Here is a 20,141-nt window from a genome sequence, read left to right on the forward strand (position 1 = left end):
AACCAACTCGCCGTCCTGCCTTGACCAGCGTCAATGTCAGACTACGGAACGCGGCGTAGTTCGTCAACTACTGAATTACTTTCGTGCGGTTTCCACCATATTCTCAATACTTTGCCTCCCATGCAATTCACTCGTTCATGATTCGTCAGTCCGCACACCGCACGAAGAGCGAGTCCCACTCACCCTCTCCGCGGAGACCTGAACACCGACTGGCCGTGATTCTGGAGAACTTCCCGACACGCCTCGCTCGTCCGCTGCGGGGAGACCGAACTCGATGGGGTCCCGGGCCGGGTGCCTCTCCCCCTGGCCCTCGGCGTGGAGTCGCGACGAGATCACGGCGATCAGTGGTAGTGCTGGGTCGAGGGTGGACACGCGGGCGTGAGCAGCCTCAACAGGCTCGCGACCGCGGTCGCGATCTCCACCGGAGTGGTCTGGCTCCGCCGGCGCCGTGTTCTCGGCACGATCGCCGTCCTCTCGCCCCGTCCGCCTCTGCCGGCGACCGGTTCCAGGTCGCCGGATGGCACCCTAGTGGCTCTCGATGGCGTCACCCGCGCCGGGTCGTCGTCGGCTCCGACGCCCGTCACTCTCCCCGAGAAGGAAAGGAGTGGCCATAGAGGGTTTTTCTCACCGCGAGATAACCTTCGGGGCCGCGACGGCTTTGAGCCCCGCTACCCCGAACTCCTGGCCGTATCCGGACTGTTTGGTGCCGCCAAACGGAACCTGTGGATTGAGCGCGCCGTGCTGATTGATCCACACAGTCCCAGCCTGCAGACGAGCGGCTACGTCGAGGGCAGCATCGATGTCAGCCGACCAGACGGATGCCCCGAGCCCCTGCGACGAGCTGTTCGCCCGTGCGACAGCGTCGTCGATGTCGAAGTACCGCAGCACGGGAATGACCGGGCCGAACTGCTCCTCGACGACGAGAGAAGCGTCGTCTGCGATGTCGACGACGACTGTGGGCTGGTAGAAGAGCGGACCGAGGCCTTCGGCGGGTGCACCACCGGTGACGACTTTGGCTCCTCCGGACCGCGCCTCGTCGATGAGGCGGCTAACGATGTCGAATTGCCTCTGATTCTGAAGAGGTCCGAGGACATTTCCCTCTTCGAGTCCTGGTCCCATCGGCATCGTCGAGGCGAGCCGAGAGAGGGCATCCACGACCGAGTCGACCTGGATGACCCCCTTGCTCACCACCGTGCGCCAACCGCTGGAACAGCTCGCACAGCTCGCCGTCCAGGCACTCGTCCGGCGAGACCACGGCGACTTCATCGACTCGGACCGGATCGAGCTCTCGACCGAGCTGGTGATCCGTGAAAGCACTGCTCCACCGCGGTGGAAGGCAGCGATCGAGGCGGGTCCGCGGTGACCCCTGGCGCGAAGGCCGTCGCTGTCACGATCGCTGTCGCTGTCGCCGAGGTCGGCGGCGCTGACGCCGACAAGATCAGTGACCCGCGTGGTAATTCTAGGCACATGATCGTTGCTGGGTGCGGTCTTCTCGCGACGTCATCCCGCGCCCGCTGTAGTTCGTCTTCTGGTCCGGAGGCCAGCCAGTATTTGGGTCGGTGCGCCCCGCGCTCCGGCGTCGCGACGTCACCAAGAACGCGGTGGTCCCCCTCGCCAGCGGGCTGCTCGCCCGGCGCGACGACTACTTCACCGCGCTCGGCTCGTACCGGCTCGGCGACCCCGCGCCGCTCATCTTTCTGTTCGCCAAGTCAGCCCGCTTCGTAGCCACCGCGTCCCGCGACTCGATCGCACGGCTCAAAGTCGTGCCCGACGAGTGGCGCGCAGAGCTCAAGCCCCACGCTGGCTCCTCAGCCGAGATCCTCACCGTCGCGTTCTATGACCACCCCGTCATGTCTATGCACGAGATCGGCGCCGCCACCTCAGGCACCACCACCCGCCAAACGTACAGTGTGATCGATCAACTCGTCGGCGCCGGCTTCCTCGAGGAGATCACCGGACGGAAGAAGGACCGGGTGTGGGCTGCATCCGAAGTCCTTGCCGAGCTTGACGATCTCGACCGCCGCATCCAGGAAGCCATGAAGGCGGAGCAGCGACGGGATTGGGAGTCCTCGAACTCGCAGTCGGCGAAGTGGTCGACCTAAGTTATTCTCGCGTTACCGCTGCGTTACTGCACTACAGCCTCGACACATGACGAAGGCCCCGCATCCCAGTGTTTCCAGGGGATTCGGGGCCTTCGTGGTGGCGGTGACGGTGGGATTTGAACCCATTGCTCGGGCTATTGATCCGCCGCGAGTTGTCAGCGATCCGCGCAGTTTCGCGGGTAGATCTCCCTCTCGCGCACGGTTGCTCACATCTACTCACGACCCTTCCTGCACCAAAACGCACCACGGGCGCACCCGTCCATGCCGCAGCGGGAGCAGCCGTGCAGCCGCAACAAGTTCGCCCGCAGTTGTCTCCAGCTTTTGCCTCCAGCCCGCGGGTGTGATCGAACCAGCTGCAGCTCATCTCATATGGACGGGAGGACTCAGGCCGCACTGGAGCTTGGAAGCCCCGTCGAACATTTTCAGCGCCCAGCCAACGCACCCGTCTCTGGCGCTACCTCTGCGCTCAACTGACAGCATGCTTGCGATGGGGCTGTGGTGGGTAGGCAACCATGATGTGCCGCTGCCGTGGATGTGAGTTGTGTGCACTTACTTCGTGGGAGCTGGTACGACTCAGTCTGTCCTTGTCCACCGCAACCGCGCATCGCAAACTCTATGCTCGGAGCATGGCATCGATCGAAGAAAAGTTGGAAGTTGTCACGTCCGTCGACTTTGGTAGCGGCGTAGCGGAAGACGAAAAGGCGGAACTTGCTTCGTACTTTCTCGAAACGGATGTCTGGAGAAAGGTGTGGGATGGCAAGGTCGATCTCATCCTCGCGCCCAAGGGCGGAGGGAAGAGCGCCGTCTACTCAACTTTGATCGAACGCGGTGCCGAACTCGCGACGAGGCGGATCCTGATCGCGACCGCCGAGAACCCGCAGGGTGAGCCAGCGTTCAAGACACTCGTCTCCAACAATCCTTCCGAAGCTGAGTTCAAGGAGATCTGGGCGCTCTACTTCGCGAGCCTCATCAGCGAGACTCTGAGTGATGCCGGAGTCAAGTCCGATCCAGCCAAGCAACTCCATGCGATGCTCCGTGATGCAGGGCTGCTTTCGGGGAAGCAACCACGCCGGAAAGTGCTGCAGTCGATCTGGGCGTATGTGCGAAGTCGCGTCTCGCCGGAGAAGGTCGAAGGACAATTGCATCTCGACCCCGGAACCGGCGCTCCCATAGGACTGAGCAGCTCAATGTCGTTTGCCGATCCTGCCGCCACGCTAGATCCCGCTGAAGCGATTGGGGACGTGAGCGACTTGTTTGATCTCGCCCAGGATGCTCTACAAGATGTGGACCGCTCGCTGTGGATCTGCCTGGATCGACTCGATGCCGCTTTCGCGACTGCGCCGGAGCTTGAGCGAGCCGCTCTCCGCGCGCTGTTCCGGGTGTACCTGGACTTGCGAGGGTTCGACCGCCTCCAACTCAAGGTATTCCTACGATCCGACATCTGGGCCGACGTCACCGCTGGTGGCTTTCGTGAAGCGAGTCATATCGTCCGCAAGAAGACGATCAGTTGGACTGAGCCCACGCTTCTCCAGTTAGTTACCCGGCGACTCGTGAAAAGCGAGGAACTGCTCAAGCACTACGACCTCGACGCGAGGAAGGTTGTGGCCGATTCAGCGTTGCAGGAGCAAGCCTTCGGCAGAGTTTTCCCGAAGGCCGTGGATACAGGATCAGGAAAGACGAAGACGCTCTTCAGATGGTGTATCAACCACACTAAGGATGGTCTCGGAGTGAACGCGCCCCGCGAACTGATCTCATTGTTCGCTCACGCGCGCGACGCACAGGTCGAGCGCTACGAAACGGGACTGGATGACACCGACGGCGAGGCAATCTTTCACCCTAAGGCTTTCGAGGCCGCCGATCGGCAAGTATCAGAGGAGCGACTCAACTCGACGGTTTATGCCGAGTACCCTGACGTTGTCCCGTATCTCGAGGCACTTGACGGTGAGAAGGGCGCTCAAAACGACGCCAGCCTCTCACGTATCTGGCAGACAGACGAGGCTGAGACCGCTCGCCGAACGGCAAGACTCGTCGACATTGGAGTACTCGAGCAACGCAAGGATCACTACTGGACTCCATTCCTGTATCGGCCCGCACTGGGAGTGGTGCAGGGCAGGGCGCCGGAGCTGAAGGGAATCCAGACTGAGGACTGAAAGCGATGGTTAGGGCTCATTCGAGTGACGCAGACACACGGTTTGCGCCCGAAACCCTACTGCGGAGGTTGCTGAACGTGGCTGCACGCTGGCGGCTGAGCGCCTGAGTCACGTTGTCCAAGTCGTCGGGAAAAAGGGCGGCATATGTGTCTAGCGTTACCTTCGCTGACTTGTGGCCGAGCATTCGTTGAATCACCTTGACGTTCGCACCAGCGCTGATTGCCAGCGACGCCGCTGTGTGCCGGAGGTCGTGCGGGGTGACCCGGACCATGCCAGAGTCCGCAGCCATGCATCGTCTCACCGCTGCTTGGAACCAACCGTTTCGGCTGTTGCCCGAGCGCAGAAACCCGCCGTCTACCGCAGTCCAGATGCGATCATCGGCCCCCTTCGCCAAGCACGCCTCAGCGATCTCCGGATCGAGGAAGTCAGGGTAAGCGACGATCCTCCGTTCGTGACTCTTCACGCTCCCGAGGATGTGCCTACCGTTGACCTCGGCCACAGCCTCGCGGATCATGAGACGCCGCTTCGCGGTGTCGACGTTGCGCACTCGTAGGGCTGTGGCCTCACCCCAACGGAGACCTGTGTAGGCAAGGAACCGCACCAGTGTCGGGTACCGCGAGGCTCTCGCGAGTTCTTCAACCTGCCGATGAGTGAGAAAGGTCTCCTCAGGCAGGGGCTTCTTCTTGATCGCGATCCCACGAGCGGGATTCTTGACGATGCGCCCGTCCTCAATCGCCTCGTCAAAGATGCCACCGAGGAGGTCCCGGGCTCGCGCAACCGTGGTGTGTGATCGAGACTCCCCCAGCTTCGTCAACCAGATGGCGAGATCCCGTCGAGTTATCGCGCCGACCGAGTAGTGCCCCCATTGCGGTAAGACGTGAACGCGCCAGGTGCTCTCGACTGAGTGGTGGCTGCTGGCTGTGACTTTCGACTTGTGCCTCTCGAGCCAAGCTGGGCCTAGCTCCGAGATGCGGATCTTCGAATCCGCCGGATCAACGTAGGAGCCTCGGAGTTTTGCCACCTCGACTGTGGCGAGGTGCGCTTCCGCGTCTCGCTTGAGCTTGAACCCGCGGTCGTGACCGCGAGTTCCGTCGGGCTTGGTGTACCAGACCTCGTACATCCGCCCCTTGGTCTTCGTAGAGTATGCCTTGACCGTCCCCATCAGGCGGCTTCCTCGGACGTGTTCGAGTGTTCCTGGGCAAGCAACCAGACGTCGACGGCTTCGGGCCGGTACCTCGGGCTGCGGCCAACACGAATGTACTTTGGACCCCGGCCCGTGATGCGCCATTCACTGAGGCTGCGTTCAGTCGTTCCGAGGCGTGCGGCAAGAGTTGCCGGGGTGATCAGAGAGTCGAGCAGCGCGGTGCTCGTAGGGGCCGAAGTAGACACAGGTCTCCTCTTGAAAGATCCGTGCAGAGGCACGGTTCAGCTTTCAAGAGGACCTTGGTAGCCGAACCCATTAGCGGTTGCTTGGCGTATCCACTCGTCGAGCGTTCGCTCTGGCCCGTTTGTTTATATGAGGCTTGCCCCAATTGTACACAAACGCTCACGCCGCGGGTCTAGCCCGTTTCGCCTGTTCGGCGTACCTGGTGTGTAACTGGGAAAATCGCCCTTCCAGGCACACCAGCAGGTACGTGCACTCTCGCGTGATTACAGGGATCTCCGGCGACCTCGAAGCGGAGTACCTGGTGTACCTGCTTGATCTAAAGAATCGATAAAGGACGTCTTCCACCCTCCACGCTATCTGAGCCCATATACATGCCCTCCTATAGAAAGGTTTCACCTCAAGTGGAGGTACACCAGGTACTTTTCTAGAAACTCCCGATCAGCGTAGGTTTAAGACACAATTGGGGCTAAGCGCTGGCGCGCGATATTGGAGCGCCTTTATCGCCCCAGACCAGGGCTTAATCGGGCCGGAGCGCGTACCTGCACCCTTGTAGGCACCTCCAGGTACACAGCGCCCGCGATGCAGGTCGCTGAGACAGCGCCGTCTCGCACCGCTTGCCCGCTGCGTACGTGCAGGCCCGCCTCACCACCGCGGCGTGGGCGTTCGGACTTTTGACGCTCGAGACGAGCATCTGCTAGCCGACGGGGTCTTCATGAGGGTTCCTTCTCGGCGCGGGAATGTTCGTCTAGCGCCCGGTATGACGTGCGCATGATCGCAGGAAATCGGTGAAGGACATTTCTCCGAAAACTCGCAGCGCGAATTTCGATGGGATCAGCATCGCGGACGACTCGCTCCTCGGGGAAGGTTGGACGGTGTCCAGACACAGGTGAGACCTCCTCCGGGGTGTCCCTACACCTCGATGAACTGCGCACGAGCGAAGTCTGGACGAGCTGCTCAGTCGCTCCGGAGCGACTTGGGCGGTGATGAATATCTGCGAGGGGGTCATTGCCCCAGCCAGTCATCGTCGTCAACATCAGCCGCCGTCGGTTCTTCTTGAGGTGGCGCGATGACTCGAGCACCAGACGTCGTCGAACGGGTCGCTCCGCGGGACCGGGGACACGTCGCCGGTCCCACCGAAGCACCCCGGCCGCGACATTCATACCCGCTCGCCGACTCTTCTTCCGTAGCGTCGAGATCCGAGCGAGGGCAGAGATTCGGTCCAGTCTCGCACGCCGGCTTCCCGTCTCACGGTGACCCCGTTCGTGTCCATCGCCACGGCGATGTGCCTCCTCGGCTTCATGTCCATCAGGATCGGGAAGCGTCGCAGACAACAGGCCTGTGACGGACATCGAACCAGTCCCCGGGTCGACACCGCCGACCTCCTGCCGTTGACGCGCAGAGCACCCTCCGCATATCGACCCCGAAGGGTCAGTTCGCTCCGCGTCGCCGGTTCCCTATGCCTCATCACGCGGCACTGCCGCGCTCTTGCTCCACGCCCGTGAAGGGCGTGGTCTGCCGACGATGTCCGAGTCGCAGCGAAGCGGAGATGCGGCATCGGTGGGAGCACCCGACAAGGCCCCGGATGGGGCGTTGGAGGGCAAGGAGCGCCAGCTCCGAAGTGGGGCCCTCGAAGCGCAGCGGAGAGGGTGAGGGTAGCCAGGCGACGGAGCGAAGCGACAGTCGAATGGGTGACCGAAGAGGTGTCGGCCGCGCCGACCACAGAGCAAGATTCCGACCTAGCGAAGCGAGGGGTGGAAACGCAGCTCGGTGCCACCTCCCCTTATGCTCTTTGACTCTTTTGCGCCAGTTTCGAGCTTCAGCGAGAAAACGGCTTCAGATTTGCTGCTTGATCGGGGAAAAGGGCCGGTACCTGACCCCCAGGTACCTGGCCGGAATCCGCAGGACCCAGAGGGTGGTCAGGTACCTGGGGTATCCCTTTTGCCCGGAAAGTCGGGGGTCGACTGGTACCGGTGTTTAGAACGAAGTGGCACACAGGGACCAGTCCTGAAGCGAAGCCACGAAAGGGGAGCGAAGCGGACCGGTACCACCCCCGTCGCGGCCGCCCGGAGGCGGTCGCAGTTGGTCCTCAAGCAGCGCAGGCTGCAGCTGTGCTGCGGCTTCCTTCTGACGGCTATCACTCCATCGATGGGGTCGACGAAGGAGAGCCCGTCGGACATCGTCGACAGGAGCGAAGCGACACCGTTGAGCACTTTCTTTGACCCATCGGTCGCGACTGTGGAGTGACCAGGACACCACCTCGACGACGCCGCGGTGGGCACAGAATCAGACACGTCATCGGTCTTCAAGGTCGAGACTTCTCCAGGAGTCGCAACCTGCGCACATCACCTCACCGGAGGATGAGCAGCGTCGGCGAATCCAGCTCGTAAGAGGTCAAAGAACACGGCGGGGCAATTCGTCTCAGAAACCGGCCCGGGGCGCCTTGACCACCCACCTCTTCGACATCGGTTACGCGGTCGTAGTGGCATTCCGTTGTGAACTCCGGGACTTGATTGATACAGCGGTTCATCGGCGTCCGGTTCTGCCTTCAGGCGGACGGAACGAGCGGGGGTGAAGGCGACCCCGCTGCGAACGCATGCGCGCCGCCGTAGCAGAACCCCCAGTGGCTCCTCACGATCCCCGCGCTCCATCGTCCGAAAGGTCACCGTTCGATCTTCACCCAGCTGGGTTCTCAGCGAGGCGAGGGCCGCCAGGAAGCACGGAATCACAGGCGATCGATCAAGAGGCCAGGGCAGGCCATAGGGCGTCGATCATCTACCGGTTACGGTGGCGAGCAACGCAGGAGGAGTCTGCTGAGCCCCGCAGCCAGCAAGACACCGAAGGGGGATCTGGCGAACCCGCGACCGCGTTAGATGTCGGGTCCCGGCGCGAGCCTTACTCGCTCTCCGCTCCCGCCATCCTTCGCCCTTCACGCATCAGAATCCGGTGCATCGCACCGGGAAATGGTGACCGTCATGTGACCGTTTCGCGGTCACTATCCGGCCACTTGACGGAATCGCGTTGCCGCAGAGTGACCGGAATCTGACCAGTTAGCGGCCCCATAACGGACAGTCCAGAAGAACCGAGGCTCCGTCCGAGGAAACTGACCCCGAAACCAGCGCCGTGACCGAGAATCGGTCACAGAGCGGCCACACAGCGGTCACAATCCGGGAACACGCCCTCCAGGTCACCCCTGAGACAGGGTCAAGCGCCCTTCTGTGGGCGCGCAGTGACCGGAGAGTGACCGCCAACGGGCCGGATCGCGGCCACTACTGCCGGGGTGACTTCCAGAGTCGCCACAGCGCAGCGCCGGCGAAAAAGAAGAACCCCCGCTGCCCGAGGGTAACGAGGGTTCGAAGAAGTGTGAGTGCAGATCAGCTCTGAGCGGGCACGGTGAGGAGGTAGTCCTCGAGCGCGCGGGTGAACTGATCCTGCTGCTCGATCGGCGTGCGCTGCGCGGCGAAGGACAGGCCGACTCGACCGTCGCTGGAGACGTAGGCGCTGCCGGTGGCCATCAGTCGCTCGGCACCTTCAGGACTCGGCAGAATGGCGATCGACACCTGCTCCGATGTGAGGAACTCGGTGCAGTCCCACATGTCGGCGTCGCACCAGCCCTTGGCGGTGTTGTCGCGGGGATCCTCGACGACGAGACCTGCGGTCTGGAAGTAGTTCACCAGCTGCAGCGCCGGAGGGAACTCCGTCGGGACCGGCTCGACCGTGGTGTCCGAGGGCGCCGGCGTGACTTCGTCGACGGTGCTCGCCGACGGCGAAGGTGAGCTTTCGGCGGTCGAGTCAGAGTCGGGTGCGGAGCAGCCGGCGACGACGACGGCGAGGAGCAGAGCGCCGAATGCGGGCGCGAGGCGAGTGCGGAGCATGAGTCCTGTATATCGGAGTGGCTCGGGTGAAAAGAAGAACCTCGCCACCCGAAGTCGACGAGGACTCAAAAGGGATGAATGAGGGTTCAGGATGCTTCCGCGAACTCCATACTCTCGGCGCCGCGGCGCCCGGTGCGGCGCCACCTTCTGCCGGACTTGTCGCGCGGGTCCATCAGGACGAGGCCAGTGTCCTGGAGGCGAACACGACCAGCATGGCGGTGACGAACTCGGTCGACGTCGAGCCGGCTGCCCGTGGAGCAGCCCCCGGGTACTGACTTTCCTATGTATTTGCCGTGAACTCACACCCGCTTTCCCTCGACGTTCCAGACGCCCGAGCCCAAGAAATCACTAATCGCAATTAATCAAGGCTCCCTCACCGCGGTCAACGCCGGCCCACCCTGTATTCGCCAGCAACCACAAGGAGACCCCCACGCGGTCACCACCCGAGCTACGGGCCAGCAGGGACCGCAGAGTGACCAGAATCTGGCCACAGAGTGGCCAGATTCTGGTCACTCTGCACGTCATTTCGGGACCACAAGTCCCAGATCAGGGGGAATTAGCTGTCTTGCGTGACACGACCCACTCCCCTAGCCTCCGAGCCATGAACGAACGCTCAGCCCCCCGCTACGAAGAACACCCATCCGCGTCCACGGCCGCAGACGATGTTTCTGCCGAGTCAGCGGACTCCGCTCCGCTTGAAGCCCTAGGCGCGGCCCTCACCGCACTGGTCTCCGACAGCGATTGGTTGATCACCGGACTTGTAGAGGTCGCACTGTCACTTCGCCCTGTCGCGGCGGATGCCATGACGCCCGAGCAAGAAGACTCGCTTATCCGTTCGGGTGCCTTCACAGAGGAAGAGCTGGCGGCGACCAAGCTGGACGTAGCCCGCGGGGCTCTCCAGTTGAGTGCACTCGAGAATTTTCTGACCCACGCATGCCGGACCATGTCTCTCGATCACGCCTGCGGCATCTTGCGTCTCGATCCTGCAGACGCAATAGCGCAGGCATCCGCGAAGGAGCTCCTAGCGGTCGAGATCGGTGGAGCGCCGCGTTTCCCGAGCTGGCAATTCGATCTTCGATCGGCATCAAAGCGCCTACCCGGACTCTCCGAGATTCTTCACGCTGGCGCGTGGCGCGGCTGGATGGGGTTGTCGGCGCTCATGGCGGTACGACAGAGCGACCTGATTGGCGAGGGCCCGATGACGCCCCATGCATGGCTAAGCGACGGTGGGCCGGTTGAAGACGTGGTCGCGCTCGCGAGGGAGGAAGAGTATTGAGCATCGACAGTGCGGATTTCAGCCCGAGGATCTCTAACGAATACGACCTGGAGACCGTGATCGCGGCGAACCTAGGGCTGCTAGGCGAGCACCTCCTCATCATCGGTCGCCAAGTGCCCGTCGCGAACGGGCGAATAGACCTCCTCGCCATCGACGCCAGGGGACACCTCTGGGTGCTCGAGCTCAAGCACGGAGCGACCACAGCTTCTGTGCTGGGTCAAGTCGCTTCGTATGCGCGCTCGATCTCATTGCTCGACTTTCGAGCGCTCAAGGCGCGAGTGAGCCCCTACTGGCATGACGCGAGTGTTGAGACGGCATTCGAGCAACACTTTGACCGCCAGTTCCCGAGAAAGAAAGCCGGCCCGGTTCGGCTTGCGATCATCGCGGGCTCGATCGATGAGATCACAGAAAGAGCGGTTGCAGCCCTCACCAGACCCGCCCTCCCCATCCAAACCTTCACATACGCCGAGCATCGCGGATACATCGAGATCGTTGAGTGCGGTGTCAACGCACCTCCCAACCCACCACGCAGATCCACACAACTCCTCCCTTCTATTTCAGATCGCGGGAGGCGCTCACCGACTGCGAGCACGAACGAAGATCTTCGAGCATTCTGGAACGCGTACTCGAACTCCTTCGTGTGGGACTTCGTGCCGACGACATTTGCCTATCTCGTCTACCAGCACTGGCAACAAGAAGAGGCGGGCGAGCGACGATACCGTCGGGATTACCACATCGGCCACTTTGGAAAGACGCTGACGCAGATCGTCGATGGGTCGAGACGCTGGGTACACGACAAGAGCGAGGTTGGGGCGCGGCTAAGCGCATACGAGCCTCTTGTCGAGCTTGTTCCTTCATGGAGCCAACCGAGTCCGAACGCGCGACTGAGCGGTTACGTCCGGCTGCGCTCGCGAAGGCGCACGACACGAGCGCATGTTGCGCAAACGCGGCGATCGGCCGAGGCGCGAGCCCCCGAGGGGCCGCAATGAGACGGCGAGATCCTCGAGATCGGGCGCACGCCGGTTACACGCTACGTCCGCGGTGCCTGTGTCGTTGGCCCCAAATCGCCTCGCGTCGGAATCTGCGGCAAGTGTATCGTTGCCGTTCTCGTGGCACTCCAACGCCACCGTTCTGACCGCCGCCCCGATGGATGGCGTCCTGAGCAGGCTCATTCCTTCATGACCTCTCTAGAATCTAAGCTCGACGTGCACGGAAAGCCCATCACGCCAAGCGTGTGCCTAGCCGTCGGCCTCGATCCGACTCGAATCGCGGATCTGATCCGCGATTCGATGCAACGCGACGCGGTGTGCCTGCCGGCGGCGTGTGGCGAGACCTAGATGCGCAACCGAGCGGCTCGACAAGCACCCGACTTTCCGAGCCTTCTATTGTCGACGATCCGATGAGTCGATCTGCGTGCTCCCTTCGGGAGCGTCACCCATCGGAACTGACAGGTCAATGCGGGTTGTTCAGATCGTAGTGAATGACGGTCGACTCGAGATCACTCTCTTCCCCGTTTGAACGTCGCGCGTCGTCAAGGCGCACTGCGGCGTGTCGCAAACAGATTCGATTGAGTTGACCCAGCTCGCGTCGCGCGGTCACGTACGGGCCAGCTATCTCCGGCGTGATCGGCACGCCCTCAGCCATGTGCGCTTCGAAGATTCGACGTTGCGTTTCCATAACCTCCTCCGCAGCCGCGCGGTACTCGAGGGCAGCTTGCGGATCACTATCAGCGAGCAGCAACCGGTCTTCAAAGTTTGAACCCATCTAACGATCCTACGAGCCGTGCCCCCGATCGAATCGTCGACCCCCGGCAGCGCGAGTACCGTCACACCGGGAAAGAGCAGTGCCGACGAAAGGTGCAAGAGGGCCTGCGATGGGCGAGAAGACCATCAGTTCGCTACCTTCGCGATTGCAGGCGCTCTCGAGTTGAACCGCTGTGTCCACCATTCGCTCGACGAGGATGCTGCGCCAACGCTCCATATCCCGCTTCGAAGCAGATCGCCGACCGGAACATCCACGCTGTGGGCCTCGGTATCCCTGCGCTCCGAGGCCGAAAGAAAGCATCTCCCCCGAGCGGCCGACCATGGTCTCTGCCATGAGCGGCCGATCCGCGAACGACGCCAAGACCGATGAACTGATCCGAGAGTACGTCGCCGACGGCGGCAAACCCGAGGCCTGGTGGAAGTCGTGGGCCGGCGCCTACTCGGTGGCTCCGACGCAGAACGCACCGATCGCGCGCGACCGCGGCGAGGGCCGCATCCTCGAGCTCGTGCGCTGGGACTGGCAGAAGCCGGCGAACCGCCCCAAGGGTGGTCCGATCATCAACGCTCGCATGGAAAAGGTGTGTATACCGAACTAAGCCTCTCTCCTGTCGGTTCTCAATGCGATGCTCGACTAGATGAGCAAGAGAACTCGTGTCGGCGCCGTACTGGCCCTCAATGACCCTCCCTTCTGGGCTGTCGTCGATGGTGATGGCGCGATCATCACCGCAGTCTCGGACTTCATGCTCGACTTCTGGGCACGTGGGAACGCTGAATCGAGCTGCCGGTCGTACGCGTACGGCCTGCTGAGGTGGTTTCGTCACCTCGCGCTCGAGCGCGCGGACTGGGAGCGCGCAGCACGCGAGACAGTGCGCGACTTCGTGCTCGCCTGTCGCCAACCCTCAGCGCTGAGCCCTCGGCCGCTATCGCCTCGGACGCTGAATCACAACCTCGCCGTGATCTCGGCCTTCTATGACTATCAGCTTGCGCAACAGCGCGGTCCGATCATCAATCCCGTACCGGCGCGCCGTGCCGATAGCGGCAGACGGCTGAACGCTCACCACAACCCTGAACTGGCGTTCCGACGCGACCGTCGGGCCGACTTTCGTCAGAAGGTCCCGAAGACAGCACCTCGATTGATCGTTGAGTCGCGCGTCGCCGAGATCCTCCAGACCATCCGCAATACGCGGGATCGAGCCCTCGTCGAGTTCTACCTCTCCAGCGCGGCCCGCCCCTCAGAGCTGCTCGGCATGAATCTCGAGGACGTTGACCCAGGATCCCAGCGCATCACGGTAGAGCGGAAGGGCACTCGCGCGAAGCAGGCTCTGCCAGCCTCGTCCAACGCGTTCCTGTGGCTGCGGCTGTACCAAGAGTCGCTGCCGCCCGATTTACTCGCGAAGGGCAACCCGGTGTGGTGGACAAATCGACGCCCGTATCGGCCGTTCGGGTATGACGCTGCCAGAGCGATGTTCAACAGGGTCGGCCTCGAGATAGATGCGAAGGTGCGCCTTCACGGCCTTCGGCACACTGCAGCCGTGCGGATGTCCAACGACCCCGCTCTGACACTCAGCGACATCCAACGCATTCTCGGCCACCTGCATCTGTCCACGACCCAGGAGTACCTCCAACAGCATGACGACGACATCATCGAGCGCGTGGCTCAGCATCTTCGGGCGCGGTCAGAGCCTAGACCCACGCCGGATGCTCCGGCGTTGACTTACGACAGCTCCGATCTTGACGAACTTCTGGGGGACGCATCATGGTGAAAGACCTCATCGAGACGGAAGACCCGATCGAAGCGCCGCCTACAGCGCCGCAACTCCGTCGACATCGCCGGCCGTCCCGAGGACGAGCGCGCCCCGGCGTGTTCCTCAACGCCGCGATTCCTCACACGCCGTACGACGATGGCATCCGAAGCGACTATCGCCCGATCGTTCAGATCTTCATCGATACGCTGATGACCTTCCCCGGCGAGACTTGGCAACGGCGCTGGGACGCAAGCGGGGTCGAGAACATGCCGAGCCTGACCTGGCACGACGCCTTCCCTGGCCTCAACGAAGTCGCTCGCGAACTTGGCACGAGCCCCGGCGTAGCCGTGTCGATCTTCATTCGCCTCGACGCTCTTCGGCCGAGTGCAGAGTTCCTCAACCGAGTGGGTCGCATCCGTCTCGACGGCTTCTCGCCGTGGTCGCTCGAAGGCTTCCCCACCGATGTCGCACGAGACACACTGCGAGCCGTGCTGATCCTCCAGGTGGCGACCGGCAAACACCTCAGAGAGATCACGGCCGACGACGTCGTGGCCTTCGCTGCCGTCGCCCGTAAGCCCATCCGCCGCGGGCTCGCAGACGCGCTCGAGATCCTTAAACGGCTCGGCATCGTTCCGCCCGACCTCCCGCCTCTTCGCCAGCTCGCGAAGCCGCCGAGGCCGGATGCAGCCGCGATGGTCGCGAGGAACAAGATCGAACCGCCCGCCGTCGCAGAGATGTTCACGCGCTACCTCAGGTCGCGAGCACCGGGCGTGGACTACCCAACTCTGCAGGCGATGTCGACTGAACTGCTCCGGAACTTCTGGATGGAGATTCGCTCGCGCAATCCCGAGCAAGCCGACCTACGTGTCGCGCCGGAGGTGGCTGACTGGTGGAAGACGGAATCGGTCGGACGCCTGAAGAACCGCTATCGCACCCTCTTCGCGGTGCGCGCCATGTACCTCGACATCGCCGTGTGGGCCACGCACGACGCCTACTGGGCGTCGTGGTCGACTGCGAGCATCGTCTCCCAGATCGACACCGCCGGCCACCAGAAACACAGACGACGGGTGATCGCCGCCCACCATCAACGAGTCCGCAAGATCGCACCTAGCGTCCCGAAGCTCCTCGCCGCCATCGACACAGACCTCGAGCATCAGGAGTCGCTTCTGCGCGCGGCGACCACGACCCCTCTCGGAGAGCGATTCGAGTGGGCTGGGCGAGCGTACCTTCGTGAAACGGGTGCAGGCCCCGGTGTGTCGATGACCGCGGTCCCGATTCTGGATCTCGCGACCGACACCCGCATCCTCCAGGCGCGGATCGCGGAGCGAGCATTCTGGTCCTGGGCGATAGTCCATGTCATGCACGAGACCGGCATGCGGCAGGAGGAAGTCTCGGAGCTCACGGCAACCGCCTTGTTCACCTACGAAGCATCGACAGGCGAGAAGATGCTCTTGCTACAGGTTGTCCCGTCGAAATCCGATCGAGAACGCGTGCTCCTCGTTTCACCCGAGCTTGCGCACGTCCTCGCTCGTCTCGGACAACGCGCCCGCGGAGACGAGCATCAGGTTCCGCTGGTGATCCGCTACGACTCGCTCGAGCGAGAGTTCTCCCCACCGCTGCCGTTTCTCTTCCAGTGGAAAGACGGCGATGTTCGCCGCGTGTTTTCGCCCGCCGCATTCAAGAACTTCGTCGCCTACGCCGTGCAAGTGGCCGGCCTCGATACCCCCGAGACGCGACTGACTGCCCACGACTTCAGGCGGCTGTTCGCGACGGACGCTTTGAGGTCGGGACTGCCGGTGCACATCCTCGCCAAAGTGATGGGACACCTGAATCTCTCGACGACTCAGGGATACGCGGCAGTTTTCGATGAAGACGTCGCTCGACACTTCCGCCAGTTCGTTGATCGTCGACGAGCGTCGAGACCAGCAGAGGACTACCGCGATCCGTCGGCGACCGAGCTCGAGGAGTTCCACGCACACTTCTCCAAACGCAAGGTCGAACTCGGGTCCTGCTCACGCGGCTACGGAACCCCCTGCATTCACGAGCACGCGTGCATCCGCTGCCCGATGCTACGACCGGACCCGGCACAACGCCAGCGCCTCGAATCCATCCTGGCCAACCTCCACGAACGGCTTGCCGAGGCGAAGAGGATGGGCTGGCTTGGAGAAGTGGACGGCATCGAGATCAGCATCCGGGCAGCCGAGGAGAAGCTGGGACAGATGAGTCAGATTGTCCGGCTGACCCTCGAACGACGTCGTCCGGAGGGGGAAAACCCCACGCCTTGACCCCTCGCGGTTCACGGACAGATCTTCAGCCGCAAACGGTACACCACCCGTTTCGGTGCGTTTGGGTTTCGGCAGGGGGTTACGGCGCGTCGCTCCTCGGCGTGTTGCACTTGCGGCAGGCAACTTCCATCAGGCCGCCGAAATCGATCGTTCTCGGCGCCGAAGTCGCCACCGGACTTGAATGACGCCGGTGGTGTGCTTGAGTCCTCTTCTCAGCTAGTGCCCGCTGCCGAAGAAGACCCTGGCTCGACCGGCTTAACAGCGTCATTCGAATCGGCCATCGACCTGAAAGCAATGGTCGTCCTCGGCGGAGATCGCCCAGTTCAATCGGCGTGGCCGTCGTTGAACCTGCCCGTGGGCGTTGCGTTTCTGGGGTGATGAATCGCGGTCAGTAGGCTCGCTGCATGGGACAGGCGCAGCACTTCGAGCAGGCAGATAGGGATGCGAACGTCCGGTCGCGACGCTGGCTGTGGGTAGGAATCGGGGTCGCGGCCATCGTGATCATCGCCGTGCTGGCGGCACTGTATGCGGGACGTGTCTTTTGGCTGAATGTGATGGCCACCGAAGGTGATGTGCCACCGGCGTCGGTACTGCCGTTGCCTGCTGGCGCCGAGATTATCGACGAGAACACTGGGTGCGGGAGTGGTGGCTGCGCCACCACATTCACCGTGCTGCCACCGGAGGGGCAATCGCCGGAGGCTCTTGCGGAGGAGATTGGGGTCACGATGGGGCTGGATATTCCAGGAACTTTCTTCGACCCCCGCACCATCACGGTGTCGGCCAGGCCGGACGGAAGCGTCTTGCACTTGGTGGCCGACTATTGGTCTAACCACAACTAGCCGGGCTCGGATGGATGCGGGCAAACTTCGATGGGCCGTTCGAACTAGCGGGAGCGTGCGACGTGCAGACGATTTTCACGGTCGCCACTGGGTGACTCGACCTGGCGCGCGGACTCTGAGCTCGCCGTTCCGAGACCCGCGGTCCAAGTTGTAGCAATGAAGCGCGCAGGCGCGTCTACCGAAACGATCGTTTTCGGTGATGTCGGTTCGAGAACACGCACGGGACGTCGTAAGTCAGTTCGGGCGTCGGCCGGATTCGCACGGATCGCTTCTTCGGGATCGTTGATCAGGGTCAGCTCCTCGTGTCGGGCGCGGCTCTGGAGGAGTCAACCGTATTCTCGCGCATGCCAGGCTGGCTTCGCTCGCTGGATCACCCGCTGCTGGTCCCGGCTGCAGCTTCGATGACAGCGCTATCCCTAGTGCCAAGCAACCCCTCCCAGAGCTGATGCAATGCCGCTCGCAATAGCTCTGCGTCAACCCCCGCCATGAACTGAAGGACGATTCCATCCAAAGTCGCGAAAGCAGATCTCGCGAGTGCACCCGAGGGGTCGTCGATGCCGTGGTGACTCAAACTGGCCGCGACGACCTCGTGGTACCGGGTGTAGAGGCGGGTGACGTAGGGCTGGTATACGGGATTCCTTCGCGATTCGAGAATCATCTCGTATTGGAATGCTTGCAGCTCAGGTCGCTCAGCGACGGAGTCCAGCAAACCGTCAGAGAAGGCGTTGCTCGTCGCGAGATCGAGCAGGCCGGTGGAGTCAATCGAACTCTCGACGCTCCAGTCCAGTGCGGCCGCGAGCAACGACTCCCTGTTTCCGAAATGATGAGCGATCAGCGAGTTGTTGACGCCAGCCCGGTCCGCGACGGCACGAAACGTCATCCCCCGGAGGCCCTTCTCCGCGACGATACCCACTGTCGTCGCCACCAGAAGATCGCGACCGCTGCCGTAGGGAATCTGTCGAGCCATACCCCCACTAAACCCTAAAAAATGCGCTCTTGCGCTGAACTAAGCAATTGCTTAGTCTGAGCGAGTGCGCAAAGTAGCGCGAGGCTCGTCGAGGAGGACACAGATGCCTGATCAGTTCATCACCGCCGGTACGCAGAACCGCACGAAGAGCGAGCCCTTCGAAGTCGGCGAGGTGCAGTGGGTGCGCCGTCCCGGGGAGGGCGGACGCGAGGAACTCGCCGCCGGTTACTGGTTCATCACACCGGACCAGACGCCCGGACCGATGGTGGTCGAGGCTCACGCCGACGAGACCATCTACATCGTCGAAGGACGAGTGCGGATCGAGCCCGAGGGCTCAGAGGCATTCGAGGTCGCGGCCGGTGGATGCGCATCGATGAACAAGGGCGTATCGGCGACATGGACCGTGCTCGAGCCGACCGTCGAGTTTTTTGTGTACTCGTGAGCGACACCGATATGGCACAGTCATACGACACCATTGTGGTGGGGGCAGGTTTCGCAGGGCTCACGGCGGCCCGCGAGTTGTCCCGCGGCGGACAATCGGTGCTGGTCCTGGAAGCGCGGGATCGCATCGGAGGTCGCACCTGGCTCGACCGCCGCCTCGGCATGGAGCTGGAACTCGGTGGAACGTGGGTGCATTGGACACAGCCTCATGTCTGGGCCGAGCTGAGCCGCTACGGCATCGGCCTCGCTCCCAGCCCCGTGCCCGAGAACGCCTACTGGTGGGACGGCTCCAAGCTTGCAGCAGGCTCGGCAGACGAGCTGCTCGAATTACTCGACGAGCCCAACCAGGTCCTCACCGCCAGCTCACGAGAGGTCTTCCCCCAGCCCTTCCGCCCCTTGAGCACATCGGTCGGGGAAGCTGACTCCCGCTCGCTCGCCGACGAGATCGCGGCACTACCGATAAGCGCGGAGCGACGTGCATTGCTCGAGTCCTTTTGGACGCTCAACTTCAATGGGAATATCGCAGATGCCGCCTTCACACAGGCGTTGCGGTGGGTTTCACTGACCAACGGCGACTGGAAGGTCAACTTCGAAGCGTGCGCGACCTACAAGATCGCGGGAGGCACCCGCGCTCTTGCTGAGGCGATCCTCCAGGACACTCCTGCGGACTTCGTCTTCGGCGCCGACGTCCGCGACATCACGCAGGACCAGTCTTCCGCTGTCGTGACGACGGTCGACGGGACGGATTACTCGGCGCGGGATGTGATCCTTACGGTGCCGCTGCAGACCCTGAGCCGCATCCACTTCGAGCCGGCTCTCCCCCAACCGGTGAGCATGGCAGCCGACCGCGGCCAGCTCGGCCTCGGAGTCAAGGCGTGGTTCACCGTCGAGGGTGAGCATCGCCCCTTCGTCGCACTCGGCGGCTCCGACTGGCCGCTGAATTTCTTCCAGTCCGAGTACGTGCGGGACGGACTCACCTATGTCATCGGGTTCGGCCCCGATGCCTCGGCCCTCGACCCCAATGACCCAGAGGCCGTTCAGCGGGTGCTGAACCGCCTCGTACCGGACCTGCGCGTCACCGCCAGTGTCGGCCACGACTGGGTCGGAGATGAATTCTCCAAGGAAACCTGGCCGATGCACCGAACCGGTTACCTCTCGGGCTCCCTGCCAGCGCTGCAACAGCCGCTCGGACGGATTCGACTCGCCGGATCAGACATCGCCGACGGATGGGGCGGTTTCATCGACGGAGCGATCGAGAGCGGCTTGAAAGCAGCTCACGGCGTTCTCACGGCATCCCGCCCAGTGGCCGCCTGA

General features: G+C 62.8%; 16 protein-coding genes. 11 read left to right on the forward strand and 5 right to left on the reverse strand.

What is annotated here, in order from left to right; translation table 11 throughout:
* Positions 1-624: 624 nt before the first annotated feature.
* Complete coding sequence (locus LQZ85_RS03470) at positions 625-1,188, reverse strand: aldehyde dehydrogenase family protein (protein WP_230100475.1); 564 nt, start codon at positions 1,186-1,188, stop codon at positions 625-627.
* Between LQZ85_RS03470 and LQZ85_RS03475 the strand changes: the two genes are divergently transcribed.
* From LQZ85_RS03475 to LQZ85_RS03485, 3 genes are all read left to right on the forward strand, one after another.
* Entirely contained in the window at positions 1,172-1,363 is a 192-nt protein-coding gene (locus LQZ85_RS03475) for a substrate-binding domain-containing protein (protein ID WP_082586642.1), read from the forward strand. The two genes, LQZ85_RS03470 and LQZ85_RS03475, sit on opposite strands and share 17 nt — an antisense overlap.
* Before the next feature lie 196 nt (positions 1,364-1,559).
* The gene (locus LQZ85_RS03480) at positions 1,560-2,102 is read left to right on the forward strand and encodes a hypothetical protein (RefSeq protein ID WP_230100476.1); all 543 of its coding nucleotides are present in this window, start codon (positions 1,560-1,562) and stop codon (positions 2,100-2,102) included.
* A 626-nt stretch (positions 2,103-2,728) separates the two neighbouring features.
* On the forward strand, positions 2,729-4,252 hold the full coding sequence (locus LQZ85_RS03485) for a hypothetical protein (RefSeq protein ID WP_230100477.1): 1,524 nt from the start codon (positions 2,729-2,731) through the stop codon (positions 4,250-4,252).
* Between the two features lie 16 nt (positions 4,253-4,268).
* Here the strand turns inward: LQZ85_RS03485 and LQZ85_RS03490 are convergent, their stop codons facing one another.
* Positions 4,269-5,414, reverse strand: coding sequence for a site-specific integrase (locus tag LQZ85_RS03490; protein WP_230100478.1), 1,146 nt, complete (start codon positions 5,412-5,414; stop codon positions 4,269-4,271).
* A gap of 3,596 nt (positions 5,415-9,010) precedes the next feature.
* On the reverse strand, positions 9,011-9,511 hold the full coding sequence (locus LQZ85_RS03495) for a hypothetical protein (protein WP_230100479.1): 501 nt from the start codon (positions 9,509-9,511) through the stop codon (positions 9,011-9,013).
* A gap of 601 nt (positions 9,512-10,112) precedes the next feature.
* Between LQZ85_RS03495 and LQZ85_RS03500 the strand changes: the two genes are divergently transcribed.
* Positions 10,113-10,787 (forward strand): hypothetical protein, encoded by a 675-nt coding sequence (locus tag LQZ85_RS03500; protein WP_230100480.1) that lies wholly within the window; start codon positions 10,113-10,115, stop codon positions 10,785-10,787.
* On the forward strand, positions 10,784-11,776 hold the full coding sequence (locus LQZ85_RS03505; RefSeq protein WP_230100481.1) for an endonuclease NucS domain-containing protein: 993 nt from the start codon (positions 10,784-10,786) through the stop codon (positions 11,774-11,776). Before LQZ85_RS03500 ends, LQZ85_RS03505 begins: the two co-directional genes overlap by 4 nt.
* A 463-nt stretch (positions 11,777-12,239) precedes the next feature.
* On the opposite strand, the gene LQZ85_RS03510 is transcribed toward LQZ85_RS03505, so the two are convergent.
* A complete protein-coding gene (locus tag LQZ85_RS03510; protein WP_230100482.1) occupies positions 12,240-12,551 on the reverse strand; it encodes a hypothetical protein in 312 nt (103 codons plus the stop codon).
* A 331-nt stretch (positions 12,552-12,882) separates the two neighbouring features.
* On the opposite strand from LQZ85_RS03510, the gene LQZ85_RS03515 reads away from it, so the two are divergent.
* The 4 genes from LQZ85_RS03515 (at position 12,883) to LQZ85_RS03530 (ending at position 17,419) form a co-directional block, all read left to right on the forward strand.
* The gene (locus tag LQZ85_RS03515; RefSeq protein ID WP_230100483.1) at positions 12,883-13,146 is read left to right on the forward strand and encodes an SOS response-associated peptidase family protein; all 264 of its coding nucleotides are present in this window, start codon (positions 12,883-12,885) and stop codon (positions 13,144-13,146) included.
* A 144-nt stretch (positions 13,147-13,290) separates the two neighbouring features.
* On the forward strand, positions 13,291-14,313 hold the full coding sequence (locus tag LQZ85_RS03520; protein WP_230100484.1) for a tyrosine-type recombinase/integrase: 1,023 nt from the start codon (positions 13,291-13,293) through the stop codon (positions 14,311-14,313).
* Positions 14,314-14,783: 470 nt separating this feature from the next.
* Positions 14,784-16,580 carry a site-specific integrase gene (locus LQZ85_RS03525; protein WP_230100485.1) on the forward strand — a complete coding sequence of 599 codons (1,797 nt, stop codon included), beginning with the start codon at positions 14,784-14,786 and terminating at the stop codon, positions 16,578-16,580.
* 404 nt (positions 16,581-16,984) lie between these two features.
* Positions 16,985-17,419 (forward strand): hypothetical protein, encoded by a 435-nt coding sequence (locus tag LQZ85_RS03530; RefSeq protein WP_230100486.1) that lies wholly within the window; start codon positions 16,985-16,987, stop codon positions 17,417-17,419.
* A gap of 370 nt (positions 17,420-17,789) precedes the next feature.
* Here LQZ85_RS03530 and LQZ85_RS03535 read toward each other — a convergent pair whose 3' ends face one another.
* Entirely contained in the window at positions 17,790-18,386 is a 597-nt protein-coding gene (locus tag LQZ85_RS03535; RefSeq protein WP_230100487.1) for a TetR family transcriptional regulator, read from the reverse strand.
* A gap of 103 nt (positions 18,387-18,489) precedes the next feature.
* Here LQZ85_RS03535 and LQZ85_RS03540 point away from each other — a divergent pair, with 103 nt between their 5' ends.
* Together LQZ85_RS03540 and LQZ85_RS03545 are read left to right on the forward strand one after the other, a co-directional pair.
* Positions 18,490-18,828: a cupin domain-containing protein gene (locus LQZ85_RS03540; protein WP_230100488.1), complete on the forward strand. Its 339-nt coding sequence runs from the start codon at positions 18,490-18,492 to the stop codon at positions 18,826-18,828.
* Complete coding sequence (locus tag LQZ85_RS03545; RefSeq protein WP_290368286.1) at positions 18,825-20,141, forward strand: NAD(P)/FAD-dependent oxidoreductase; 1,317 nt, start codon at positions 18,825-18,827, stop codon at positions 20,139-20,141. The genes LQZ85_RS03540 and LQZ85_RS03545 overlap by 4 nt, the downstream gene beginning before the upstream one ends.

The organism is Microbacterium sp. Bi98 (genome assembly GCF_918698045.1).
Classification (GTDB): domain Bacteria; phylum Actinomycetota; class Actinomycetes; order Actinomycetales; family Microbacteriaceae; genus Microbacterium.